This is a genomic window from Bacillus sp. MT(2024) (assembly GCF_036362845.1).
Taxonomy (GTDB): domain Bacteria; phylum Bacillota; class Bacilli; order Bacillales; family Bacillaceae; genus Bacillus; species Bacillus velezensis.
Window position 1 is genome coordinate 461,279 of the sequence record NZ_CP143632.1, and the last position, 24,915, is coordinate 486,193.

General features: G+C 47.0%; 28 protein-coding genes. 23 read left to right on the forward strand and 5 right to left on the reverse strand.

The features are described 5' to 3' along the window. Window positions 1-67: 67 nt before the first annotated feature. Complete coding sequence (locus tag VP472_RS02360; protein WP_102422354.1) at window positions 68-1,120, reverse strand: TRAP transporter substrate-binding protein; 1,053 nt, start codon at window positions 1,118-1,120, stop codon at window positions 68-70. An 80-nt stretch (window positions 1,121-1,200) separates the two neighbouring features. On the opposite strand from VP472_RS02360, the gene VP472_RS02365 reads away from it, so the two are divergent. The 8 genes from VP472_RS02365 to VP472_RS02400 all read left to right on the forward strand — a co-directional run bounded on the left by VP472_RS02365 (window position 1,201) and on the right by VP472_RS02400 (window position 9,548). Further along, on the forward strand, window positions 1,201-2,823 hold the full coding sequence (locus VP472_RS02365; protein WP_014416956.1) for a two-component system sensor histidine kinase DctS: 1,623 nt from the start codon (window positions 1,201-1,203) through the stop codon (window positions 2,821-2,823). After that, a complete protein-coding gene (locus VP472_RS02370; RefSeq protein ID WP_003156219.1) occupies window positions 2,798-3,469 on the forward strand; it encodes a two-component system response regulator DctR in 672 nt (223 codons plus the stop codon). Before VP472_RS02365 ends, VP472_RS02370 begins: the two co-directional genes overlap by 26 nt. A 108-nt stretch (window positions 3,470-3,577) precedes the next feature. Then, window positions 3,578-4,834, forward strand: a complete 1,257-nt coding sequence (dctP, locus tag VP472_RS02375) for a C4-dicarboxylate transporter DctP (protein ID WP_058906576.1) — start codon at window positions 3,578-3,580, stop codon at window positions 4,832-4,834. A gap of 185 nt (window positions 4,835-5,019) precedes the next feature. Then, window positions 5,020-6,069: an AI-2E family transporter gene (locus tag VP472_RS02380; RefSeq protein ID WP_003156215.1), complete on the forward strand. Its 1,050-nt coding sequence runs from the start codon at window positions 5,020-5,022 to the stop codon at window positions 6,067-6,069. Between the two features lie 101 nt (window positions 6,070-6,170). Beyond that, complete coding sequence (locus VP472_RS02385) at window positions 6,171-7,097, forward strand: ABC transporter ATP-binding protein (RefSeq protein WP_069013422.1); 927 nt, start codon at window positions 6,171-6,173, stop codon at window positions 7,095-7,097. A gap of 19 nt (window positions 7,098-7,116) precedes the next feature. Continuing rightward, complete coding sequence (locus tag VP472_RS02390) at window positions 7,117-7,857, forward strand: ABC transporter permease (protein WP_088005483.1); 741 nt, start codon at window positions 7,117-7,119, stop codon at window positions 7,855-7,857. 94 nt (window positions 7,858-7,951) lie between these two features. Continuing rightward, entirely contained in the window at window positions 7,952-8,287 is a 336-nt protein-coding gene (locus VP472_RS02395; RefSeq protein WP_003156210.1) for a hypothetical protein, read from the forward strand. A 115-nt stretch (window positions 8,288-8,402) separates the two neighbouring features. Then, window positions 8,403-9,548 carry an acyl-CoA dehydrogenase family protein gene (locus tag VP472_RS02400; protein WP_063174887.1) on the forward strand — a complete coding sequence of 382 codons (1,146 nt, stop codon included), beginning with the start codon at window positions 8,403-8,405 and terminating at the stop codon, window positions 9,546-9,548. Window positions 9,549-9,574: 26 nt separating this feature from the next. Here the strand turns inward: VP472_RS02400 and fbpB are convergent, their stop codons facing one another. After that, the gene (gene fbpB, locus VP472_RS02405) at window positions 9,575-9,721 is read right to left on the reverse strand and encodes a Fur-regulated basic protein FbpB (RefSeq protein WP_003156206.1); all 147 of its coding nucleotides are present in this window, start codon (window positions 9,719-9,721) and stop codon (window positions 9,575-9,577) included. Then, window positions 9,708-9,887: a Fur-regulated basic protein FbpA gene (locus VP472_RS02410; protein WP_003156203.1), complete on the reverse strand. Its 180-nt coding sequence runs from the start codon at window positions 9,885-9,887 to the stop codon at window positions 9,708-9,710. Before VP472_RS02410 ends, fbpB begins: the two co-directional genes overlap by 14 nt. A 213-nt stretch (window positions 9,888-10,100) precedes the next feature. On the opposite strand from VP472_RS02410, the gene VP472_RS02415 reads away from it, so the two are divergent. Beyond that, window positions 10,101-10,994 carry a cation diffusion facilitator family transporter gene (locus VP472_RS02415; protein WP_007410221.1) on the forward strand — a complete coding sequence of 298 codons (894 nt, stop codon included), beginning with the start codon at window positions 10,101-10,103 and terminating at the stop codon, window positions 10,992-10,994. Here VP472_RS02415 and VP472_RS02420 read toward each other — a convergent pair. Then, entirely contained in the window at window positions 10,991-11,308 is a 318-nt protein-coding gene (locus VP472_RS02420) for a thioredoxin family protein (RefSeq protein WP_003156200.1), read from the reverse strand. The genes VP472_RS02415 and VP472_RS02420 overlap by 4 nt on opposite strands. A 153-nt stretch (window positions 11,309-11,461) precedes the next feature. On the opposite strand from VP472_RS02420, the gene VP472_RS02425 reads away from it, so the two are divergent. From VP472_RS02425 to VP472_RS02445, 5 genes are all read left to right on the forward strand, one after another. Next, window positions 11,462-12,547: a D-alanine--D-alanine ligase gene (locus tag VP472_RS02425; protein ID WP_003156199.1), complete on the forward strand. Its 1,086-nt coding sequence runs from the start codon at window positions 11,462-11,464 to the stop codon at window positions 12,545-12,547. A gap of 76 nt (window positions 12,548-12,623) precedes the next feature. Continuing rightward, window positions 12,624-13,994 (forward strand): UDP-N-acetylmuramoyl-tripeptide--D-alanyl-D-alanine ligase, encoded by a 1,371-nt coding sequence (locus VP472_RS02430; protein WP_063174886.1) that lies wholly within the window; start codon window positions 12,624-12,626, stop codon window positions 13,992-13,994. Between the two features lie 330 nt (window positions 13,995-14,324). Further along, complete coding sequence (cshA, locus tag VP472_RS02435; RefSeq protein ID WP_003156196.1) at window positions 14,325-15,809, forward strand: degradosome RNA helicase CshA; 1,485 nt, start codon at window positions 14,325-14,327, stop codon at window positions 15,807-15,809. A gap of 114 nt (window positions 15,810-15,923) precedes the next feature. Further along, window positions 15,924-16,403: a PH domain-containing protein gene (locus tag VP472_RS02440; RefSeq protein ID WP_003156195.1), complete on the forward strand. Its 480-nt coding sequence runs from the start codon at window positions 15,924-15,926 to the stop codon at window positions 16,401-16,403. Then, window positions 16,393-17,859 carry a PH domain-containing protein gene (locus tag VP472_RS02445; protein WP_063174885.1) on the forward strand — a complete coding sequence of 489 codons (1,467 nt, stop codon included), beginning with the start codon at window positions 16,393-16,395 and terminating at the stop codon, window positions 17,857-17,859. The genes VP472_RS02440 and VP472_RS02445 overlap by 11 nt, the downstream gene beginning before the upstream one ends. Here VP472_RS02445 and VP472_RS02450 read toward each other — a convergent pair. Next, window positions 17,856-18,455, reverse strand: coding sequence for a rhomboid family intramembrane serine protease (locus VP472_RS02450; protein ID WP_003156193.1), 600 nt, complete (start codon window positions 18,453-18,455; stop codon window positions 17,856-17,858). The two genes, VP472_RS02445 and VP472_RS02450, sit on opposite strands and share 4 nt — an antisense overlap. A gap of 92 nt (window positions 18,456-18,547) precedes the next feature. On the opposite strand from VP472_RS02450, the gene acpS reads away from it, so the two are divergent. The 9 genes from acpS to VP472_RS02495 all read left to right on the forward strand — a co-directional run bounded on the left by acpS (window position 18,548) and on the right by VP472_RS02495 (window position 24,860). Then, on the forward strand, window positions 18,548-18,913 hold the full coding sequence (acpS, locus tag VP472_RS02455) for a holo-ACP synthase (RefSeq protein WP_014304402.1): 366 nt from the start codon (window positions 18,548-18,550) through the stop codon (window positions 18,911-18,913). Between the two features lie 164 nt (window positions 18,914-19,077). Continuing rightward, window positions 19,078-20,085, forward strand: coding sequence for a LolA family protein (locus VP472_RS02460; protein ID WP_003156191.1), 1,008 nt, complete (start codon window positions 19,078-19,080; stop codon window positions 20,083-20,085). 116 nt (window positions 20,086-20,201) lie between these two features. Beyond that, on the forward strand, window positions 20,202-21,371 hold the full coding sequence (gene alr / locus VP472_RS02465; RefSeq protein ID WP_146276152.1) for an alanine racemase: 1,170 nt from the start codon (window positions 20,202-20,204) through the stop codon (window positions 21,369-21,371). Window positions 21,372-21,490: 119 nt separating this feature from the next. After that, window positions 21,491-21,772: a type II toxin-antitoxin system antitoxin EndoAI gene (endB, locus tag VP472_RS02470; protein WP_003156188.1), complete on the forward strand. Its 282-nt coding sequence runs from the start codon at window positions 21,491-21,493 to the stop codon at window positions 21,770-21,772. 5 nt (window positions 21,773-21,777) lie between these two features. After that, window positions 21,778-22,128: a type II toxin-antitoxin system endoribonuclease NdoA gene (gene ndoA / locus VP472_RS02475; protein WP_003156187.1), complete on the forward strand. Its 351-nt coding sequence runs from the start codon at window positions 21,778-21,780 to the stop codon at window positions 22,126-22,128. Window positions 22,129-22,245: 117 nt separating this feature from the next. Further along, complete coding sequence (locus tag VP472_RS02480) at window positions 22,246-23,067, forward strand: STAS domain-containing protein (protein WP_003156182.1); 822 nt, start codon at window positions 22,246-22,248, stop codon at window positions 23,065-23,067. A 4-nt stretch (window positions 23,068-23,071) separates the two neighbouring features. Beyond that, window positions 23,072-23,437, forward strand: a complete 366-nt coding sequence (rsbS, locus tag VP472_RS02485) for an RsbT antagonist protein RsbS (RefSeq protein WP_003156180.1) — start codon at window positions 23,072-23,074, stop codon at window positions 23,435-23,437. Window positions 23,438-23,439: 2 nt separating this feature from the next. Next, the gene (locus VP472_RS02490) at window positions 23,440-23,841 is read left to right on the forward strand and encodes an anti-sigma regulatory factor (RefSeq protein WP_003156178.1); all 402 of its coding nucleotides are present in this window, start codon (window positions 23,440-23,442) and stop codon (window positions 23,839-23,841) included. Window positions 23,842-23,852: 11 nt separating this feature from the next. Beyond that, window positions 23,853-24,860 (forward strand): PP2C family protein-serine/threonine phosphatase, encoded by a 1,008-nt coding sequence (locus VP472_RS02495; protein ID WP_003156177.1) that lies wholly within the window; start codon window positions 23,853-23,855, stop codon window positions 24,858-24,860. Window positions 24,861-24,915 lie beyond the last annotated feature (55 nt).

Consider the following 24,915-nt stretch of genomic DNA (forward strand, 5'->3'; position numbering starts at 1 on the left):
TTGCTCTGTCCCTATTTACTTCCCCGGCGGTAAAAGGGATGAAACGGAGATGGGCGTATTGGTTCTGCTAAGGCTCGCGGCGCAAGGATAACAAATCCTGCACAAGCCCGCGGCCGATCACCTGTTCATATTGTCCGTAAATCGGGTCGAGGCGTTTCATCCATGTGTTCTTTTCCGCTTTGCTCAGCACATGAATATGAATGGATGAATTCTTCTTTATCTCTTCAAGCTGGTCTTTATTCATTTTCTCAGCGGAGGCTTCGTTCCATTCCGTCGTTTCTCTCATCGCCTCCGTTAAGATGGTTCTCGTTTTTTCTGTCTGCGAATTCCAGAAATGCTCGTCGGTCATCACGGCATAACCGAGGTATCCGTGATTGCTGATTGTCAAATAATCTTGAACATTATAAAATTTTTTAGAATAGATATTTGAAATCGTATTTTCTTCTCCGTCTACGAGATTGCTTTCCAAGAGCTGAAACGTGGAATTAAAGGAATCCTGCCGCGGGTGCGCGCCGAGCAGGCGGTACTGGTCTTCGATCACGCTGCTCGGCATGATCCTGAGCGCCTGTCCTTTCAAGTCGTCCGGAGTGAAGATCGGCCCTTTATTTGACGTGAGCTGCTTAAACCCGTTCGTCCAGTACGCCAGTCCTTTCAAATGATGCTTTTCTAATGAAGTGAACAGGCGTGTGCCGATTTTGCCGTTAAGGCCTTCTTGCACGGCTTTATAGTTTGTAAACGCGTACGGCAGATCCAAAACACCCCATTCGGGAGACAGTGATCCGAGCTTTGAGGTGGAGGGGGCGATGAATTGCACGTCCCCGTTTTGGAGGGCGTTTATTTCTTCATTATCTGAATAGAGGCTCCCGTTTGGAAATACCTCTACTTTAATGGTGCCGCCGGACTTTTGATAGACCAGGTCGGCAAATTTATTCGCCGCCCGCCCTTTAGGCGTGTTTTCAGCAACGACATGGCTGAATTTGAAAACCATTTGATCTTTCAGGCCTTCCTGTTCGTCATCATAATACGGTTCTTCCGTTGAGAAACGATCATGAAAGCCGATGAATAAAGCGGTTCCGATACCGAGTACCATCAGGCTGAGACAAGTCAGCAAGCTTTTCATCGAAAACCCCCTCCGCCATTTTCTATAACAAGCATAATCGGGCGGGCCGTTTTCGTAAAGAGACGGAAAGGAAGAGGCCAATGACGAAAAAAAAGCTCACCATCCGCTGGAAAATCACCATACTTTCGTATATCGTCGTGCTTTTTACCTTTTTGATCGTCGGCATCGTGCTGATCGGCAATATCCAGCATACAGAGGAGCGCGAGCTGAAAAAACGGCTGATGAATACCGCGCGGACGGTATCTGAGATGACCGATGTCAAACGCGCCCTGGAGCAGAAAAAACAAAGGGAAGACGTGCGCCATGCGGTCGAAGAAATAAGGATCATCAATGAAGCGGACTACATCGTCGTCATGGATATGGATCATATCCGCTATTCACATCCCGTCAGCACAATGATCGGAAAGCGTTCAAGGGGTGAGGACGAAGCCGCGGCGTTCGCCGAGCACATTTATTTTTCCGAAGCAAAGGGAGAGATCGGCACCGCCGTCCGCGCTTTTTATCCCATCAAAGACCGGGATTTGAATCAGATCGGTGTCGTTCTGGCCGGTAAAACGCTGCCCGGATTCGGTGAAATTCTTCTTCAGCTGAAACATGAAATACTGTTTATCGTTCTGCTGGCGCTCGGGTTCGGACTGGCCGGCTCCTTTTTGCTGGCCCGCCACATCAAAAAACAAATGTTTTGGCTGGAGCCCCATGAGATCGTGAGAATGTATGAGGAACGGACCGCTACGTTTCATTCAATGAATGAGGGCGTCATTGCGATCGATAATCAGCATCACATCACCATTTTTAATGAAAAAGCGAAGCAGATATTCAATGTCAGACAAGAGACCGACGGCAGGCTGATCTGGGACGTGTTAAAAGATTCGCGGCTCCCTGAAATCGTCGAGCGGAACCGAGCCGTATATAATGAAGAAATCCAAGTCAGCGGAAAGGTGATCATGAGCAGCAGAATTCCGATCGTCATGAAAAAGAAGGTCATCGGAGCCGTCGCCATTTTTCAGGACAGGACGGAAGCGGCGAAAATGGCGGAAGAACTGACAGGTGTGAAAAATTTTGTCGATGCGCTCAGAGTCCAAAATCATGAACATATGAACAAGCTTCACACCATCGCGGGGCTGATTCAGCTCGGAAAATCAGAAAAAGCGCTCCAGCTTGCTTTTAAGGAATCATCAGAACAAGAAAGCGTCACTGATTTTCTTCATCAGGCCATTCAGAATGACGCTGCGGCGGGGCTGCTGTTAAGCAAAATCAAAAGAGGAAAAGAGCTTGGCATTTCTGTGAAAATTGATGAAAACAGCAGTTTCTCGGCATTTCCGGAGCATGTCGACCAGCATGACATCGTCGTCCTGCTCGGCAATTTAATTGAAAATGCGTTCGGCGCATTCGAAACAGCGGACACGGAGGACAAACATATTGACATCAGTATCGAGCAAAATGATGAAGTGCTTGCTATATTAATAGAAGACAACGGAAGCGGGATTTCCGATCAGCACATCCCGCGCCTTTATGACAAAGGGTTTACCGTCAATAAAACGGGAGGAACGGGATACGGCTTGTACCTCGTCAAACAAATCGTCGACAAAGGGATGGGCGTGATTGAAGTCGACACACGGCAGGGACAGGGAACGGCATTTTCTATATTATTTCCGATGAAGGGGGAGGAATCATTCGATGGACATCAAGGTGCTGCTTATTGAAGATGATCCGATGGTGCAGGAGGTGAATAAAGAATTTATCACCGGTGTTTCGGGGTTCAGCGTCATCGCCACGGCCGCTGACGGAGACGAGGGAATCAGGCTTATAAAAGATCTGCGGCCCGGGCTCGTGGTATTAGACGTATACATGCCGAAAAAAGACGGAATTAAAACACTCCAGGAAATCAGAAAACAAAAGCTCGAAGTGGACGTCATCATCGTCTCGGCCGCAAAAGACAAAGAAACAATCCAGCTTATGCTGCAAAACGGTGCGGCCGACTATATTTTGAAGCCGTTTAAGCTGGAGCGGATGAGGCAGGCGCTCGAAAACTATAAACAATATAAACGGAAAATTGAAGAGCATGACACCATGTCGCAAGAGCAGCTTGACATGCTGCTTAAAATTCCGCAAAATCCGTCCCGGGATCTGCCGAAGGGGTTAAATCATTTTACGATGAATGAAATTTTGACCTATATGAAACAGCAGACGGAGCCGCTTTCAGCTGAAGAAGCCGCCAAAGCGCTCGGAATTGCAAGGGTGACGGCGCGGCGTTATCTTGATTTTCTTGAGAAGGACGGCCAGATTAAGCTCGACATTCAATACGGGGGAGTGGGACGGCCGGTTAACCGCTACAAATTCGTCCGCTAGCCGAGACCAAAAAGACCAAAATGTCCGTTATGATCATAAGCTTCCCCTCCTTGTATGAAAACGCTATCATTTTTGTATAGACGCAGCGAGAGGCAAGGGGGAGTAGGGATGAAAATTTTCAAAAATCTTACAGTGCAGGTCATCACGGCGGTTATTATCGGCGTCATTGTCGGACTCGTATGGCCTGATGCCGGGAAGCAGATGAAGCCGCTCGGCGATACATTTATCAATGCGGTAAAAATGATTATCGCACCGATCATATTCCTGACGATCGTGCTTGGCATCGCCAAGATGGGAGACATGAAAAAAGTCGGCAAAGTCGGGGGAAAAGCATTTATTTATTTTGAAGTCGTGACCACCATTGCCCTTATTATCGGACTTCTGGTCGTCAATATCATGAAACCCGGTGAGGGCCTTGATTACAGCAAGCTTGAAAAAGGGGATGTCTCTCAGTACACCCAAAACGGGGGACAGGGGATTGACTGGATTGAATTTATCACTCACATCGTTCCGTCAAATATGGTTGACGCTTTCGCAAAAGGCGACATTCTTCAGGTCTTATTCTTTTCTGTTTTATTCGGTGTCGGCCTGGCGGCGCTCGGTGAAAGAGGCAAAAGCATTATTGATTTCTTCGATAAACTGTCGCACGTTTTTTTCAAAATCATCGGCTACATCATGCGCGCGGCGCCGATCGGCGCATTCGGGGCCATGGCCTATACGATCGGTCACTTCGGCCTTGATTCCATCAAGCCGCTGGCGAGTCTGATGCTGTCTGTATACGTTACGATGTTCCTGTTTGTATTTGTCGCTTTGAATATCATTTGCAAACTATTCGGTTTCAGCTTGTGGAACTATCTCCGTTTTATTAAAGATGAACTGCTCATCGTTCTCGGCACAAGCTCTTCTGAGTCCGTCCTTCCGCGGATGATGGATAAAATGGAGCGTTACGGCTGTTCCAAATCGGTTGTCGGCCTTGTCATCCCGACAGGATATTCTTTTAACCTGGACGGCACCTCGATCTATCTGTCCATGGCGACGGTTTTTCTGGCGCAGGTGTTCGGCGTTGACCTTACCATCGGCCAGCAGGTTACGATCATTCTCGTGCTGATGCTGACATCAAAAGGCGCGGCGGGCGTAACCGGAAGCGGATTTATCGTGCTGGCCTCCACTTTATCGGCGCTTCAGGTTATTCCGCTGGAGGGACTGGCGCTGCTCCTCGGCGTTGACCGCTTTATGAGTGAAGGAAGGGCGATCGTCAACCTGATCGGAAACGGAATCGCCACCATCATCGTAGCTAAGAGCGAAAATGAGTTTGACGAAGCGAAAAGCACACAGGCCGTAAAAGAAATGAAAACGGCGGTATAAAAGGGAAAGAACGGCATGCATCCGGCATGCCGTTCTTTTTTTCGGCTGCCATGAGTAAAAAAGATAAATTTGTTTAAATTTATTAGGAGGTGGACAAAGACCTTAGCGTCATTTTGTTATATAATTTACAATTAGAGAGTGAAAGATGAAATCTAAGGGCTTTTTGTCCTAGCAGGAGTGTATAAATGGCGGCTATTTTTAAATTTTTTCAGCATCCGGGTGTCAGACGTTTTTCCGTTTTTCTTGTTTTGACTGGGGTGTTAGTTGTATTCCGAAGTATGATTAATTTGATTTTGCTTACGTTTATTTTTACTTTTCTGATGGATCGGCTGGAGACTGTCATCCGGCATGTGTTGAACCATTTTTTCCGGATCAGCCAGAGGGTGGTCATCACCATTTTATATATTGCGCTGGCTGTCGGGGCGACTGTCGGAGGCTTTGTCTTTTACCCGATTGTTGCCAAGCAGATTGAACAGCTGATTAAGCAGATCAAGCACATCGCGTATCATCCCGATGTTATTCCGTTTTATGATGAGATATCGAGCGTGTTCGGCGATATCAATATCGGTTCCTATGTAAAAGAAGGTTTTAATGTACTGTATACATACTTGGCCGATATCAGCACTTTCGGTTTGCAGGTCGTGATGTCACTGATTCTCAGCATGTTTTTCCTGTTCGAGAAAAAGCGGCTCACGGAGTTTATGAAAAAATTTCAGCACAGCAAGCTGTCTGTTTTTTACTACGAACTTGCTTATTTCGGCAGCAAATTTGCGAGAACATTCGGCAAAGTGCTTGAAGCCCAATTTATTATCGCGCTGGTGAACTGTATCCTCACCTTGATCGCATTGGCCATTCTGCATTTTCCGCAGCTGTTCGGCCTGTCCATCATGGTCTTTTTCCTCGGGCTCATTCCCGTTGCGGGTGTGGTGATTTCGCTCATTCCGCTCAGCATCATCGCGTATACGACGGGCGGCGCTGCGTACGTCATCTACATCGTGCTGGTCATTTTCGTCATTCATGCGATTGAGACGTACTTCCTTAATCCGAAACTGATGTCAGCAAAAACGGAACTGCCGATCTTTTTTACCTTTACGGTTCTGATTTTCTCAGAACATTTCTTCGGCATTTGGGGCTTGATTATCGGAATTCCGATTTTTGTGTTCCTGCTTGATATTCTGGATGTCGTCAATAATGAGGAGAAGGAAAAAAACGGACCGGTCCCGGATAAGACATAACGTCGGCTCCGGCTCTTCACGAATATATGACTAATGTTATAATGCAGACAGTGCCTATGTACGGGCACTGTTTATTTTTTGTGAAAAAGGAGGAAGGCTGTATGACTGAGCCGATTTTACATATTGAAGGCCTTGACAAAACAATAGGCAAAAAGCACATTTTAAAAAACATCAGCATGGATGTCAGGCAGGGCGAGATCATCGGTTTGCTCGGTCCGAACGGGTCGGGAAAAACCACACTTATCCGAATCATCGTCGGCCTTTTAAAGAAAAACAGCGGCACGATTACAATTAACGGCTTTCAGCACGATGCTGATTTCGAAAAAGCGCTTGAATCCGTCGGAGCGATCGTGGAAAATCCTGAATTCTACCCGTACCTGACGGGGTGGGAAAATCTGAAGCACTTTGCCAACATGCACAAAAACATCAAAGAGGACAGGCTTCAGGAAGTCATCGAGCGGGTCGGGCTCACAAATGCCGTTCATGACAAAGTTAAAACGTATTCCCTTGGCATGCGTCAGCGTCTCGGGATTGCACAGGCCATTCTTCACCGTCCGAATCTGCTCATTTTAGATGAACCGACAAACGGGCTTGATCCCGGCGGAATGAAGGATTTCCGCGATCACTTAAAGGAACTCGCGGAGCTTGAAGGGACGAGCATCCTTTTTGCGACGCATTTATTGCGTGAAGTGGAGGACCTTTGCGACCGTGTCATCATCATTCAAAAAGGTGAGATCAAAACAGAGGTTGTTCTGCGCGGCGCTGCGGAAAAAGAAGAAAAAGCCATCCTCGACATTCAGCCGGCTGACGAAGCATTCGAATGGCTGTCCCAGCAGCAATTCGTTCCGGAGAAAAACGGCGGGAGCATTACCGTCACCGTAGCGAAGAAGGACATCCCGGCATTAAACCGTGCACTCGTCGGACAAGACTTTCTCGTGTATTCCATCATGCCGTATGCGGAATCGCTGGAGGATGAATTCATGAAAGTGACGACGGCGCTTCAAGAGGAGGGGGAGACGAATGTTTAAATTGACAGCGAATGAGCATATGAAACTCTTTAACCGAAAAGTCTCATTAGTGGCGCTGATTCTGATGGCTGTTCTCCAATTTATTATGGCGCTTGTCATTAAACGGCTTGTCATCAGTTCCGGAACGGATGAGAATTTCATCGGCTATATGGCGTACGCCCCCGGGCTGAATATTCTGCTTGAGGCATTAACAATCGTTATCGCGGCAACGATCATTTCCGCTGAATTTGATAAGAAAACGATCAAATTTTTGTTGATCCGTCCGGTAAAGCGGGAGCGGATTTTTGTATCTAAACTCATTACCGTATTTTTGGTCAGCTTGTACCTGTATGCGGCGTACTATATTCTGTCTCTGCTGTTCGGCATGGCTTTCTTCGGAGTGTCGGTGACATCTGAATCAGGGACGCTTCTTGTGAACACCCTGAAAGTAATCGGCACGAACTGGGTCGAGGCGTTTGCGATGGCATGCTTTGGCTTGTTGTGTTCTTCTGTATTCCGAAACAGTGCAACGGCCGTCATTTTGTCATTTATCGTGCTGTACGGCGCAAAATCACTCGTGACGATTATGTCGCTCTTCCAAAACAAATGGGGAAGTTTTCTGCTGTTCGCAAATACTGACCTGACGCAATATATGAGCGGGGCGAAGCCGCTGTTTGCGGGAATGACGCCGTTATTTTCCGCAGGCATTATCATTATCCATATCGTATTCTTTTTAGCCGTCGCTTGGTGGAGCTTTTGCAAACGAGATGTTCGGGTATAAAGTAAAGGAATGACATTTTTGTGAAAAAGATCACGATAAATCAATAATTTATGCTATTTTGATTTATAATAAAGGTAATGACGGAGGTGCTCACTTGAGAAATTTTATTACCGCATTACCGATTGTGTTATTGCTTGGTTTTTCCTTTGTGTCATTCATGTTTCAATTCGAACATCTTGTTTATTTCAGGCTTGCGCTGGGTTTGTTTTCTACAGTGGGGCTGTTTCTCTTATATAAAATGAAGACGGGATTCCGTTATTTCATCATCTACCTGTATGCAAGCTGGATCGTGCTTGCGGCGGTTACCGCGTTTGAAGAGCCGATTTTTTCAAGCTTTTTCTTTGGCGGGCTTGTGATGACGATGGGTTATCTCACATATATGCTGATTTATCTCGGGCTCAAGCAGGACCGCGGCCCGGAAGCAGTCTGAACGCGCTATTCCATGGAATAGCGTGTTTTTTTTATACAGCCTCACAGTTGCGAAACGAGACTTGAATCTCTATAATACTTATTAACTTTATCGGAATTATAATGGGGGGATTCCAGTGTCTTTATGGATACAGAATGAACGGCAGCGGGAATGGATGGAAAAAATCGGCCTGCTTGCAGACGAATTTCAAAAAACAGCCGCGCTTGATGACGAGGCGGGCCGTTTTCCCGCGGAGAAAATTCAAAGACTGCGCGACGCGGGATATACGGCGTTAACGGTACCTGAGGCATTCGGCGGTGCAGGCATTTCCGTTTATGATATGGTGCTGTTTCAGGAACGGCTGGCACGGGGAGACGCGGCCGTCGCTCTCGGAATCGGCTGGCATTTATCCGTCATGGGTGAGCTCGGAGAAGGAAACAGCTGGGATGAAGATGTCTTTTCATTTATCACAGAAGAGGTGAAAAAGGGAGCCGTCCTGAACAGGGCAGCGACGGAACGGCAGACCGGCAGTCCGACGAGGGGAGGAAGACCCGGCACCTCCGCTGTCAAAAAAGACGGAAAATGGGTGCTGAACGGCCGAAAAACCTTTACAACCCTTTCGCTGACTTTGGATTATATGCTTGTGACGGCATGGATTGAAGAAAAACAAACGACCGGTGTTTTTCTCATTCATAAAGATCAGGCAGGCGTTTCAGTCGAAGAAACATGGGATATGATTGCCATGAAGGCGACCGGAAGCCATGATCTCCTCTTAGATCATGTCACGGTCAGTGACGAGCGGCTTGTGGAGCTTATCAGCGGGCCGAGAGCGGCGAAAGTGAATGGCTGGCTGCTTCACATTCCCGCTGCTTATCTGGGCATCGCTCAAGCGGCAAGGGACTATGCCGTCCGGTTTGCATCCGAATATTCGCCGAACAGCCTGAACGGACCGATTAAAGACGTGCCGGCCGTTCAGCAGCGTGTCGGGGAAATGGAGCTTGAATTGTTAAAAGCGAGACAGTTTCTCTTCACGGCGGCGCAAATGTATGATGACCCGAAACGCCGCCCTTTCATCAAAAGCGAGCTCGGTGCGGCAAAACATATTGTGACAAATGCCGTCCTTTCTGTTGTTGACAAAGCAATGAGAATCACCGGCGCAAAAAGCCTGGAGCGAAATAATCCGCTTCAGCGGTATTATCGGGATGCCCGGGCCGGTCTTCACAATCCGCCGATGGACGATGCGGTCATCGGCAAATTAGCGGCGGAAGCCTTTGAGCAATAAAAAAAAGAGCCTGAAAAAGGCTCTTTTTATGTATGGCTGTTGTGCCGGAGCAGTTTTTGATGCTTGCGGTCAATTCTGTCATAGATTACATTCATCAGCTTTTGATTATTCATAATGGCCGCCTTGTTTTCTTTTATCAGCTGTTCGTATGTTTTTATTTTACGTTTCGCCATGAGCCCGCACCTTCCTTACATATTTGTATTCGCTTTCTAATTCTCCGAGCGATAATTCATATAAATGCCGTTCCGACTTTTTGTATATTCCGTTATTGATCAGCAAATGGATCAGATGTTTTTTTCGTCCTTCAACTGATGATCTGAGCTGAGGAGAAGACCTCATGATTACCCTCCTAATCAAATGATATTGAGAATCATTATCAGTTAATGAAAGTATACAATGGACATATTCATATGTAAAGGAAAAATACCGCCAATTTTTCGACAAAAAGTTTCCCGGGGAATAATGCTGTCGAATATTGCATTTGGTCAGATCAAAGCTGCTATTTTTCCGCTTTTCCATCCATACTATGAATGAGAATGGAGGAGTCCTTACATGAATGATCAAACGGCAAACTTAAAACGGGGCGAAAAAGGCGCGATTCTGAATATCGCCGCGTACCTCATCCTTGCCGCCGTCAAACTGGTGATCGGTCTTATTTATCATTCCGAAGCGCTCAGAGCGGACGGGTTAAATAATGCCACGGATATTGTCGCATCACTGGCTGTGCTGATCGGGCTCCGGATTTCCCAGCGCCCCGCGGACAGTGATCATGCCTACGGACATTATCGGGCTGAAACAATTTCTTCATTAATTGCGTCTTTTATTATGATGGCGGTCGGTATTGAAGTGCTGATCGGAGGAGCAAAGGCGATTGTCAGCGGAACGGAGGCCGAGCCGAGCTTCATTGCGGCATGGACGGCGCTCGGAAGCGCGATTGTCATGTACGGCATGTATGTATATAACAGCCGTCTTGCGGATCGGGTTAAAAGTTCTGCGCTTCATGCGGCGGCGAAAGACAGCCGTTCTGACGCCTATGTCAGTATTGGGGCGTTTATAGGCGTCTTAACGGCCCGGCTTCATCTGCCGTGGATTGATCCGGTCATTGCCTTTCTGATCGGAATTATCATCTGTAAGACGGCATGGGACATCTTCAAAGATGCTTCCCACTCATTAACGGACGGGTTTGATCTGAAAGATTTGGAGCCGTATAAACACACAGTGAAAGAAATAAAAGAGGTCAGCAGGCTGAAGGATGTGAAAGCAAGGTATTTGGGGAGCACGGTTCATGTGGAAATGGTCATTACGGTAGATCCGGGACTGTCTGTGAAAGAAGGCCATGAAGTAGCCGATGAAGTCGAATATGCAATAAAACATGAACATGATGTGACTCATGTCCATGTTCATGTAGAGCCTGAAGTCATAAACAAAGATCGTGAAACGAATTAAATATGCTGTGATAAAAACTCTGTGACTTCTTCGGGCGTTTTCGCGTTTGCGCTGTGAAGATGCGCTTTCTTTTCGCCGTTTTTAAAGATCAGAAGGCTCGGTATGCCCATTACCTGATATTTGTCGGCAAGCTCAGGGAGCTCGTCTCTGTTCAGCTCATACCAATCATTTTGATTATATTCTTCCAAAATATCGCCGATGAACATATTCATGCGCGTGCAGTCAGGGCACCAGTCAGCGAAAAATTTCACGATGATTTCCTTGTCGGATTGAATAAGTTCATTAAATTGTTCTGTTGTACTGATTTTTTTCATATGACACATCTCCTTTTCCATGCCATTTTAATATAAAATAAAAAGGAATTACATACAAATGCTTTCATATTCAGAATGCCCAAAAATAATTAGATCATTTTCTGAGGAAAGTGATAAGATAGTAAAGATGAATTGTTGTGGGGGGAATATCCATTGAAAACAAGTCTAGGTTTGGTGTACGGCGGAAAGTCAGCCGAACACAATGTATCGCTGCAGACAGCATTAGCTGTAACAAAAGCGCTTAATACTGAGAAGTTTGATATACATCCGATTTACATCACTGAAAAAGGAGAATGGCAAAGAGGCCCGCTGCTGACTGAGCCGGTTTCCAACGTGAAAATGCTTCAGCTGGAACAAAACGGTGAAAGTTTCGCTCTATCAGCATTGAACCGGGAAATGTTTCCAGAAGCGTCGCCTGACGAAAAGGCGCCGATCGATGTCGTATTTCCGCTTCTCCACGGACCGAACGGTGAAGACGGCACGATTCAGGGTCTGCTGGAATTGCTGAACGTTCCTTATGTCGGCAACGGCGTGCTTGCATCATCAGCCGGCATGGATAAAGTCATCATGAAGCATTTGTTCGCTCAAGCGGGGCTTCCGCAGGCGAAGTACGCCGCTTTTTTAAAAAAGGACTGGAAACAGACGCCGGACAGCTGCTTACAGCAAGTTGAAGAGGAGCTGGGATATCCGTGCTTCGTCAAACCGGCGAACCTCGGGTCAAGCGTCGGAATCAGCAAATGCCGAAACCGTGAAGAGCTTGAAAAAGCCTTCGAACTGGCTTTTGAGTATGACCGGAAAATTGTGGTCGAAGAAGGAATCGCCGGCAGAGAAATCGAAATCGGCGTGCTCGGAAATGACGAACCGAAATGCTCCGCCGTCGGTGAAATCGCGCCGAAAACCGACTTTTACGATTACAAAGCGAAATATGAAGACGGCGACACGGATTTAATGATTCCCGCGCAAGTGACGGATGAACAATATGCGGAAATCAGCGAGATGGCGATTAAAGCCTTCAAAGCGATTGACGGATCAGGCCTTGTCCGCGCCGATTTCTTCCTGACCAATGACGGTCAAGTGCTCATTAACGAAGTGAACACAATGCCGGGCTTTACGCCATTCAGCATGTTCCCGCTGCTTTGGAAAGAAGCAGGCGTAGATTACAGTGATCTGATCGAACAGCTGGTTGAGCTGGCAAAAGAACGCCATGCCGAAAAACAGCTGATTAAACATACATTTTAATGAAGACGGACACTGCCTGAAGGGGCAGTGTCTTTTCCCGTAACAGACAACATTTTCAGAAAGCGAGGTGCCACCTTTGATAAAGCGAACTGTAAAACGAATCGCCGACATGGTCAAAGGCACACTGACAAATCCTGTATTTGAACAAACAATGATTGAGGGCGCCGCAACCGATACGCGGACTTTGGAAAAAAATCAGCTGTTCATTCCTTTAAAAGGCGAGCATTTTAACGGTCACACTTTTGTGCCGCAAGCATTCGAAAAAGGCGTTTCCGCGGTGTTGTGGGACCGCTCTGAACCGAATCCGCCGGAAGAGCGTGCGGTCATCCTTGTCGATGACACGCTGGAGGCGCTGCAGACATTGGCAAAAGCTTATTTGAAAGAACTCGGCACACGGGTTATCGGGGTGACCGGGAGCAACGGAAAAACGACAACGAAAGACATGCTTCACGCCGTTCTCGGCACTCAGTACCGCGTTCACAAAACCGCCGGCAATTTCAACAACCATATCGGCCTGCCGCTGACCGTGCTTGCCATGCCTGAAGATACAGAAATCGCCGTTTTAGAAATGGGAATGAGCGCGAGAGGCGAAATTGATTTTCTGAGCCGTCTTGCTGAACCGGAAGCTGCCGTCATTACCAATATAGGCGAATCCCACATGCAGGATTTAGGCTCAAGAGAAGGAATTGCGGAGGCGAAACTTGAAATTATAAACGGACTTCGGGAAGACGGCGTTCTGTTTTATTTCGGGGATGAGCCGCTGCTCCGCGAAAAGGCGTACACTTGCCGGACAACGACATACGGCGCAGGCGCTGACAATGATCTCCGTCTGAAAGAAATAAAACAGGCGGAAGAAGGCACGTACTTCAATATCGACGGGATCGAACGTTCTTTCTTTATTCCCGTTCTCGGCAGACATAATGTGATGAATGCCATGGCTGCATACGCCGCCGGCATCTATTTCGGCATTACGCCGGAAAATGCCGCTCTGGGACTGAGCCGCCTGAAGGTGACGGGGATGAGATTGGAACTGGTCAAAACGGAAAACGGCATCTCGATCGTAAACGATGCGTATAATGCGAGCCCGACGTCAATGAAAGCGGCGGTCGAATTAATCGAAACGATGAAAGGCTATCGGAAGAAAATGCTCGTGCTCGGTGATATGCTTGAACTCGGTGATGAAGAAAAAGCATTCCACGAAGAATGCGGAGCTGCGATCAATCCGGCGGAAATCGACCATGTATTTACTTACGGCACACTCGGCGCATTCCTCGCTGACGGAGCGCGCCGGCATTTTGAAGAAGGGCGCGTCAGCCATTATCTTGACAAAAAAGAACTGCTTTGCGCCATACAGGAAAAGACCGCTTCCGGGGATCTTCTTCTGTTTAAAGCATCGAGAGGTATGAAGCTCGAAGAAATCGTTAAAGATTTATTAGAGAAGAACTGAAAAAATACCGATCAGCATCATAAAAATATACAAAAATGAAGAAACTAATTCAGGGTGAAATAATTCTGTCCGTATGAAAAAGAAAGGCCGCCGGCTGGGAAATCCCGTCCGGCGCGGGGTCCGGCCTCGTTCGCGGGAAGAATCCGGTCAGGCCGCTTCCGGCCGCCTGACCATCTCGCCTTATTGAAAAACACATAGTGTAATGGTAAGATTAAACGTAAAGTAATTCGGGCTTTGTATACGTATGATCCTGTCCTTTGGATGAAAGGGCAGTTTTTAGTGGTAAATCACGACATTACTGAAACAGCAATCAGAAGGAGTTTGAATAATTTGACTATAACGTTTCAAGATTTCCAATTAAGTTCTGATCTCATGAAATCAATCAATCGTATGGGATTTGAAGAAGCAACACCAATTCAGGCACAAACGATTCCGCTCGGACTTTTAAATAAAGATGTCATCGGACAAGCGCAAACAGGTACAGGTAAAACAGCTGCGTTCGGTATACCCCTTGTTGAAAAAATGAACCCCGAGTCTCCTAATATTCAAGCAATCGTAATCGCGCCAACCCGTGAATTAGCCATTCAAGTATCTGAAGAGTTATATAAAATCGGACAAGATAAGCGTGCGAAAGTGTTGCCTATTTACGGCGGTCAGGATATCGGTCGTCAGATCCGCGCATTGAAGAAAAACCCGCATATCATCGTAGGTACGCCGGGGCGTCTTCTTGACCATATCAACCGCCGCACGATCCGTTTAAACAACGTGAACACGGTTGTCATGGACGAGGCTGATGAAATGCTGAACATGGGATTCATTGATGATATTGAATCCATTCTCTCAAACGTGCCGAGCGACCACCAAACGCTCTTATTCTCAGCAACAATGCCTGCGCCGATCAAACGGATCGCAGAGCGTTTCATGACTGAGCCGGAACACGTAAAAGTAAAAGCGAAAGAAATGACTGTGTCCAACATTCAGCAGTTCTACTTGGAAGTGCAGGAGCGCAAAAAATTCGATACGCTGACTCGTCTTCTTGACATTCAGTCTCCGGAACTTGCGATCGTATTCGGCCGTACAAAACGCCGTGTTGACGAATTGACGGAAGCGCTGAATCTTCGCGGATATGCGGCTGAAGGAATTCACGGCGACTTAACGCAGGCGAAGCGTATGGTAGCGCTCCGCAAGTTTAAAGAAGGTGCGATCGAAGTGCTTGTAGCGACTGACGTTGCTGCCCGCGGACTTGATATCTCAGGTGTTACCCACGTTTACAACTTTGACGTGCCTCAAGATCCTGAAAGTTACGTTCACCGTATCGGAAGAACGGGACGCGCAGGAAAAACGGGTATGGCGATGACGTTTATCACACCGCGTGAGAAAAACATGCTTCGCGCGATCGAACAAACGACAAAACGCAAAATGGACCGCATGAAAGAGCCGACGCTTGACGAAGCATTAGAAGGTCAGCAACAGGTGACGGTTGACCGTCTGCGCACGGCGATCAGCGAAAACAACCTGAACTTCTACATGACGGCAGCTGCGGAATTGTTAGAAGATCATGATGCAGTGACAGTTGTGGCTGCAGCCATTAAAATGGCGACAAAAGAGCCGGACAGCACGCCTGTACGCCTCACTGATGAAGCGCCGATGGTCAGCAAACGCTATAAAAACCAGCGTACTTCTAAGCGCAGAGACGGCCAAGGCGGCGGCTACCGCGGCGGCAAAGGGAAAAACAACAACCGTTCTTCCTACGATAAAAAACGCTCAAGCGACCGCCGTTCTTCAGGTGACAGACGCCAGAAAAAATCATACTAAAACACAGGAAGCGGACCCTTTTACGGGGTCCGCTTTTTTTGATATGCCGGAAAGTGAATCTTTTTTGCAAATCAGCCGTATTTGTATGTATGATAAAAATGGGAGGTAGGTATGTTGAGAGCACAGCCAAAAAATCGAATCAGTCCAAGCGGCTTAAAAGTCTGGCGTCTTCAGGAAATCATCCTGTCCGCCTTCTGTCTTCTGGCCGTTATAGCAGCAGCTGTTTTAAGCCATTTCTTCCATTGGCCGTATTGGATCACCGGAGTCCTCGGCATCATTTGGGTCATCGGTTCAGTGATATCCGTCTATGCCATACCGAAAATCAGGCACAGGATCTGGCGCTATGAGGTCCATGAAAATGAAATTGATATTCAATCCGGCATTTTTATAGTCAAACGGGTCATTGTGCCGATGGTGAGGGTGCAGCACGTAGATACTTCACAAGGCCCGCTCCTCAGAAGGTACCGTCTGGCCTCAGTCAAAATCTCCACGGCGGCAACCGTTCATTCCATTCCGGCGCTTGATATGGAGGAAGCTGACCGGCTGAGGGATTCCATTTCCCGTCTGGCAAGGGTGACGGAAGATGATGTCTGAGCCGAAACGTCTGCACCCGGCGGCCGTGATTTTGAACTTATTCCATATTATTATCGAAACCATTAAAAACATTATTCTGCCATTTTTTCTCGTCTATATTGTTAATTCCAACCACTTCATCCGCTTTTACGGAGGCATTGCGCTCGCCGTCCTGCTTATCTGGCTGATTACGGCAAGTGTGATCGAGTGGAGAAAATTTACATACCGGATTGAGGACGGAGAATTCAGAATTGAAGAAGGCTTGTTTTTTACGAAAAAGAGATACATCTCCATTGACCGGATTCAATCAATGAATACGAGTGCCGGCATCATTCAGCAGCTGTTTAAGCTTGTTAAGCTTCAAATCGAAACGGCCGGCGACGGGAAAAACGCCGAGGCTGTCTTATCCGCCATTACGGTGGAAGAGGCGGAACGGATCAGAGCGGCTGTTTTTCAGCAAAAAGCGGAGCAAGAAGAACGAGGGGAGACCGCAGCGGAGCAGGAGCCGATGCGCGGGGAAGATGTGCAATCCGTTTACCGCCTGTCTGTAGGTGAGCTGCTTATGGCCGCCTCAACATCCGGGGGAATCGGTGTCATCATCTCAGCGGTATTCGCCCTCTTTTCTCAGCTTGATGAAGTACTTCCGATGGACTGGCTCTACGACAGGTTTTCTTTTCTCAAGCATGCGAGCATCGGCATATACGCCGTGATCATTTTCATAGGATTGTTCATCGCCTGGCTGTTAAGCATCGCCGGTATGATGATCAAGCATGCCAACTTTAAGATAGAAAAAAAGGAACACGAATTGGTCATTACGAGAGGAATTATTGAAAAACATCAAGTGACCATCCCGCTCCGTAAAATCCAAGCCATTAAAATTAAAGAAAATGTGATCAGGCAGTTATTCGGATACGCGACGGTTGCGATTGTCAGCGCCGGGAGTGCGGGGAATGAGAAAGAAGGAGCTCAGACGATTCTGTTTCCGATCATCCGCAAATCAAAGCTCGGTGTGATGCTGAACGGTTTCACACCGGATTACGTACTGGAAGAAAATCGGAATCATTTGCCGAAAAGGGCGCTGCGCCGGTATTTATTCCGCTCCGTTATCTTCTCGGTTTTCGTGATCATTCCGCTTTGTATTCTGTTTAAACCGTGGGGATATGCATCGCTCCTTGTGCTTCCCGTCGAACTGGTGCTGGGCTACGCCTCATTTAAGAGCGCGTCATGGTGCTTAAACGGCGGCCGGCTGCAGCTCACCACAAGGCTGCTCGGGAAGACGACCACGATTATGCTGAGAAGAAGAATGCAGATGTTTGAAGTCAGCCGCTCCTTTCTGCAAAAAAGAAGGCGGCTCGCATCTGTGGCTACCGCAGTGAAATCAGCTCACCACATGGAGCATGTCATGCTGAAGGATGTCAGCGAGGAAGATGCCGAACGCATCGGGCGCTGGTATTCATATGAAAAAGCGGACGGTTAATACCGCCGCTTTTTTTGCTGCACGCATAAAAAGGAAAGCAAAAATCCGCCTGCCAGTCCGAACAAATGCGCCATAATGTTAATATTAGAATTGATAAACGTCGACAGTACCGCGATGATAAGCAGGGTCATAATCATTTTCGACTGATCCCGGCCGATCAGCTCCTTTCGGAAAACAGTCAGAAACACATACACGCCGAAAAGTCCGAAGATCGCGCCGGATGCGCCGACATGCACATAATCAAGCGGTTCGGCAAGATACGTGCCGATATTGCCGATAATGCCCGATGCGATGTACACAATCAGAAAACGGACTTTTCCGAGCATCTGCTCCAGCGGGGGCGCGAATAAAAAGAGAGACATGGAGTTAAACAAAAGGTGAGTGAAATTCGCATGTAAAAACATCGGTGTCACCAGCCGCCACCATTCTCCCGAGGAAACGCCGTAATTATAGCCGGTCACTGCATCTGACCACATCATGACGGAATGAAGCGGCATACTGAAAAACAGCCACAAGAACGCCTGCAGCGCCAAGATACAGCTGACGGCCGGATAACGTCTGATAAAAGTCTGGAAATTTTCCGTACGTATAAACATCGCAAGCCCCTTTGCATCTGATTTGTTACATATATAGTAACACGTTTATGACATAAACCGTTTTTTAGTACGGACTTTTAGGAGGAATTCACATGATTTTCGGAATCGGAATCGACATCGTTGAACTGCACAGAATTGAAAACATGCTCAGCCGGCAGGCGAGGTTTCCGCAAAGAATATTGACGGAGGCTGAATACGCCCGTTTTACATTGCTGTCGGACAAAAGGAAAATTGAATTTCTCGCGGGAAGATTTGCGGCAAAAGAAGCCTTTTCGAAAGCATACGGCACAGGTATCGGCAAAGAGCTCAGCTTTCAGGATATTGAAACCGGAAACGACACGGCGGGCAAGCCGGTGCTGACCTGCGCCAAGCTGGACGGCGCGGCGGTTCACGTCTCCATTACCCATACAAAAGAATACGCCGCGGCACAGGTCGTGATTGAAAGGTTGTCACGCTAGTCTGCATATTAGCCGAAACCCCTTCATATATTTGATAGTGCATTAAGGGAGACAAGTTGTTTGAGGCTTTTATGGTACGCGTCCGTCCGTTCAGGGCGTACCGTTAAAGTCAAACAAGCGATTTCTTCCCTTTACATCAATTGAGAAGAAGGGGTTGAAAAAAGGTGAGAAAAAGCTTTGTTTTGCTTTTAACGGGACTGCTTGCCGTCCTTATTCTTTCGGCCTGCGGCCAAAAATCACAGGAAGATATCGTGAACGGTTTAGATAAGAAGGCGAAAGAATACACCTCGTACAAAGCGAAAGCCAAAATGACCATTCAGACGGGGAGTGATCCGCAAGTATACAATGTGGAAATCTGGCATAAAAAACCTTCCCTGTACCGGGTCTATCTGGAAAATCCGAAAAAAGACCAAAACCAAGTCATTTTACGGAACGCCAACGGAGTCTTTGTCCTTACGCCGTCTTTAAATAAGAGCTTCAGGTTCCAAAGCGATTGGCCGAATAACAGCAGCCAAGTATATTTGTTTGAGTCACTTGTAAAGGACGTGCAGCATGACAAAGACGCCGTCTATTCCGCCAAAGATAAAAAGTACACGTTTGAAACAAAAACAAACTATCAGCACAACAAAATGCTGCCGACTCAGGAAATCACTTTCAACAAAAAGGACATGAGCCCATCGCTCGTCAAAGTGATGGATACAGACCGGAAAGTGATGGTAAAAGTCGAATTCAAAAGCTTTGAATTCAACAAGCCGTTTGATAAAGACTCTTTTGACGAGAAGAAAAATATGACGCTTTCCCAGATGGACGTCGCCACAAGCGCCAAGCCGTCTGATTCATTTGCGGTCAAAACACCGCTTCAAGTGCCGGCCGGCGTCAAAAAGCTTGAAGAGAAAGATATTTCAACGGCGGACGGCAAACGGATCGTCATGACTTACGGCGGAGAAAAATCCTTCACCCTTATTCAAGAAAAAGCCCATATCGCAAAAGCCGCCTCTGCCGTCACGCTGAAAGGCGAACCGGTTAATCTCGGCTTCACGGTGGCCGCATTATCTGATACGTCTTTAACGTGGACATATGACGGAGTCGATTATCTTCTGTCATCACAGGATCTGACAAAAGATGAAATGGTGGCCGCCGCTAAAAGCATGCAGGGACAGTCGTCAAAATAATGTCAAAAAAGAGGCCGCCGCTGTCGGTCTCTTTTTTGATTCCATTTCACTTTGCAGAATAATTTTAGTATGATAATAACAATATGAATTGAAAATAATGCTAGGAAGTGTATCGAATGAACACAGCATCCTTTTACAGAGAAACGTGGGCGGAAATCAACCTGTCCGCGATTAAAAAAAATGTCACGCATATGAAAAAACACATCGGGCAAAATGTCCATCTCATGGCGGTTGTAAAGGCGAACGCTTACGGCCACGGAGATTTGGAAGTTGGGAAAGCCGCGCTTGAAGCGGGTGCCTCTTGTCTTGCCGTAGCCATACTGGATGAAGCGATTTCATTGAGAAAACGGGGCATTACAGCGCCGATTCTCGTGCTTGGCGCCGTGCCGCCCGAATATGTACAAGCAGCTGCCGAGTATGACGTAACACTCACGGGGTATTCTGTTGAATGGCTTCAGGAAGCTGCGCGCCACCTCGGAGGTGCCACATTGCCGTTTCATCTGAAAGTCGACACCGGCATGAACAGACTCGGAGTCAAAACGGAGGAAGAAATCCAAAGCGTGTTAAAAATCCTCAGCCAAAATCCCGGTTTAGTCTGTAAAGGCGTATTCACCCATTTTGCTACCGCGGATGAGAAAAACAGAGATTATTTCCTCTTCCAGTTTGACCGCTTTAAAACATTGATCGCTCCGCTCCCTTTAAAAGAATTGATGGTGCACTGCGCGAACAGCGCCGCCGGACTTCGCCTTAAAAAAGGCTTCTTTAACGCGGTTCGTTTCGGCATCAGTATGTACGGGCTTCGTCCTTCTGCTGACATCCAAAGCGAAATTCCGTTTCAATTAAAGCCGGCTTTTGCGCTGCACTCTGTGTTATCCCATGTGAAAAAGATCCGCAAAGGGGAAAGCGTCAGCTACGGCGCAACATATACGGCAGAGAAGGATCAATGGATCGGAACGGTTCCCATCGGCTATGCAGACGGGTGGCTCCGCAAGCTGAGCGGCACGTCTGTGCTGATCGGCGGCAAACGGATGAACATCGCGGGAAGAATCTGCATGGATCAATTGATGGTCGAATTAGATCACTCTTATCCGCCGGGCACCAAAGTCACCCTGATCGGCAGCCAGAAGGAAGAAACGATCACGATGGATGAAATCGCAGGGCGGCTTGAGACGATTAATTACGAGGTCCCTTGTACCATTAGTTCCCGCGTTCCCCGTATGTTTTTGGAAAATGAGAGTATAATGGAAGTAAGAAATCCTTTACTGCAAGATAATACAAACAAGTAGCCGTCATCCGGAAAAAGAGAATTTATAAAACAGCTTTGCTTGACGTTTGAATAATGGTATCATTATGTCTGGATGGATGAATTGGTCGTATCCGTAAGTTTGGTGGAGGTGTATGTTCTTTGTCTGAATCCAGCGCAAGAACCGAAATGAAAATCAGCTTGCCCGAAAACTTAGTAGCTGAATTGGATGGTGTAGCGATGCGGGAGAAACGAAGCAGAAACGAACTGATATCACAAGCAGTGAGAGCGTATGTCAGCGAACGGACAACTCGCCATAACCGTGATTTGATGAGACGCGGGTATATGGAAATGGCGAAAATCAACTTGAATATCTCTTCTGAGGCTCACTATGCTGAGTGCGAAGCAGAAACGACCGTTGAGCGCTTAGTCAGCGGAGGATAATCATTTTGATTGTAAAGCGCGGCGATGTTTATTTTGCTGATTTATCTCCTGTTGTTGGCTCAGAGCAAGGCGGCGTACGCCCGGTTTTAGTGATCCAGAATGATATCGGAAATCGCTTTAGCCCGACTGCTATTGTTGCAGCCATAACAGCCCAAATACAGAAAGCGAAATTACCAACCCACGTCGAAATTGATGCAAAACGCTACGGTTTTGAAAGAGATTCCGTTATTTTGCTGGAGCAAATTCGGACGATTGACAAGCAAAGATTAACGGATAAAATAACTCATCTGGATGATGAAATGATGGATAAGGTTGATGAAGCCCTGCAAATCAGTTTGGCACTCATTGATTTTTAGTCATATTTTGGTTGCTCATATAGAGCAACTTTTTTTGTTTTCGAAAAACATAAGCGCTATAATAAAGAGATAATCAAACAAAATTTGTTGTTTTGTGTCGGGAGGTCAGTGAAACCCATGTCGAATCAGAAAGTGTATCAGTTCATTATTGATCAGCATGATGAACTGCTTGATACTTGGACAGCCAAACTAAAAGAAGTAGGCAATCAGGAAGACTATCAGCTTACGAATCACATATGTGAAAATATTTGTAAAGACTATATAGACATTCTTTTATTATCGACAAAAAATGACGAGGCTACGGAAGAGCAGATCAGTGAACTCGCACTGCGCGCCGTTCAGCTCGGCCTGTCGCTGAAACTTCTTTCAGCCACCCTGTCAGAGTTTTGGAAACTGCTTTATGAAACGATGGTCGACCTTAATATGGCCGATCAGGACAGAGCAGATTTGATTTTGGAAATAGACAGCTTTTTCAATCCGATCAACACGGAAATCTTAAATCAGTATTCTATCTCCTGGGAAAAAACGGTTACTTTGCAAAAAATCGCGCTTCAGGAATTGTCGGCTCCGCTGATCCCGGTATTTGAGCATGTAACGGTCATGCCGCTTGTCGGGACGATTGATACGGAGCGTGCAAAGCATATTATGGAAAATCTGTTAAACGGCGTCGTAAAGCACCGTTCACAGGTTGTATTAATTGATATCACGGGCGTGCCGGTCGTTGATACGATGGTGGCGCACCATATTATTCAGGCATCAGAAGCGGTGCGGCTTGTCGGCGCGAAATGTCTGCTCGTCGGAATCCGTCCGGAAATCGCGCAGACGATCGTTAATCTGGGAATTGATTTGTCGCAGGTTATTACGAAGAATACCCTTCAAAAAGGAATTCAAACAGCGCTTGAAATGACAAATCGAAAAATCGTTTCATTGGGGGAATAACATTGTGAGACATCCAAAAATCCCGATCCTGAAACTGTATAACTGCTTATTGGTATCCATCCAATGGGAGCTTGACGACCAGACAGCTTTGCATTTTCAAGAAGATCTGCTGAACAAAATCTATGAAACCGGCGCAAACGGGGTCGTCATTGACCTGACATCCGTTGACATGATCGATTCATTTATCGCGAAAGTGCTCGGCGATGTCATCACCATGTCTAAATTGATGGGTGCAAAGGTCGTATTGACGGGAATTCAGCCGGCTGTGGCGGTCACATTGATTGAACTCGGAATCTCACTTGAGGAAATCGAAACGGCGCTCGATTTAGAGCAAGGGCTTGAGACATTGAAGCGGGAATTGGGGGAATAGCGATGAACGACCAATCCTGTGTGAAAATCATGACAGAATGGGATATCGTAGCCGCCAGACAGCTTGGCCGCAACGTTGCGAAGGAATTAGGCTTCGGCACGGTGGACCAGGCCAGAATCACGACGGCAATCTCAGAATTGGCCAGAAACATTTACTTATATGCAGGCAAGGGCCAGGTCAGCATAGAACAAGTAAACGACAGAGGGAAAAAAGGCCTTAAAATTATAGCAGAAGACAAAGGACCCGGAATCCCCGACATCCGTAAAGTGATGGAAGACGGCTTTTCAACGTCAGGCGGACTGGGAGCGGGACTTCCGGGCGTCAAAAGGCTGATGGACGAATTCAGCCTGCAATCTGTTGCAGAGGAAGGAACAGAGATTCAAGCCGTAAAATGGCTTCGGTAGGAGGTTAGAACGTGGATTTCAGGGAGGTTATAGAGCAGCGGTATCATCAGCTGCTTAGCCGATATATAGCCGAATTAACAGAAACATCTTTATATCAAGCCCAAAAATTCAGCCGAAAAACGATTGAACATCAGGTTCCTCCGGAGGAGATCATCAGCATCCACCGAAAAGTGGTAAAGGAACTGTATCCGGATCTGCCGGAAGATGTTTTTCATTCGCTGGATTTTTTAATAGAAGTCATGATTGGCTACGGGATGGCTTATCAGGAACACCAAAGTCTGAGAGATATCCAGCAGGAGCTTCGTTCAGAAATTGAAATTGCCGCAAATGTTCAGCAGACGCTGCTGGGCACAAAAATTCCTGAAGAAGAAGAGCTGGATATCGGGGCGATCAGCGTCCCCGCCAAGCAAATGAGCGGGGACTATTATCACTTTGTCAAAGACAAGGAATCGATTAACATCGCGATAGCCGATGTCATCGGAAAAGGAATACCCGCCGCATTGTGCATGTCGATGATCAAGTATGCCATGGACTCTCTTCCGGAGATCGGCATTCACCCCTCCCAAGTGCTGAAAAATCTTAACCGCGTTGTAGAACAGAACGTGGACTCAAGCATGTTTATCACCATGTTTTACGCAAACTACAATACGAAAAATCACCAATTTACATATGCTTCTGCGGGGCATGAACCGGGCTTCTACTACTCTGAAAAAGAAAAAAAGTTTTATGATCTGGAGGCAAAAGGATTGGTGCTGGGAATTTCCCAGGATTTTGATTACAGCCAATATGAACAGCACATGGACGAAGGAGACATGATCGTTCTTTTTTCTGACGGCGTCACCGAATGCCGCACCGAAAACGGTTTCTTAGAACGCAGCGACATTCAGCGCATGCTGGAAGAACATATGGACTGCTCCGCGCAGGATATGGTCAAAAATATTTACGACAGCCTGCTGAGACTTCAGGACTTTCAGCTTCATGACGATTTTACGTTAATTGTTTTGAAAAGAAAGGTTTAAAAAAACAGCAGCACGGGTAAAAAGCCATTAGCACGAGTAAGGATAACTTTCAGAG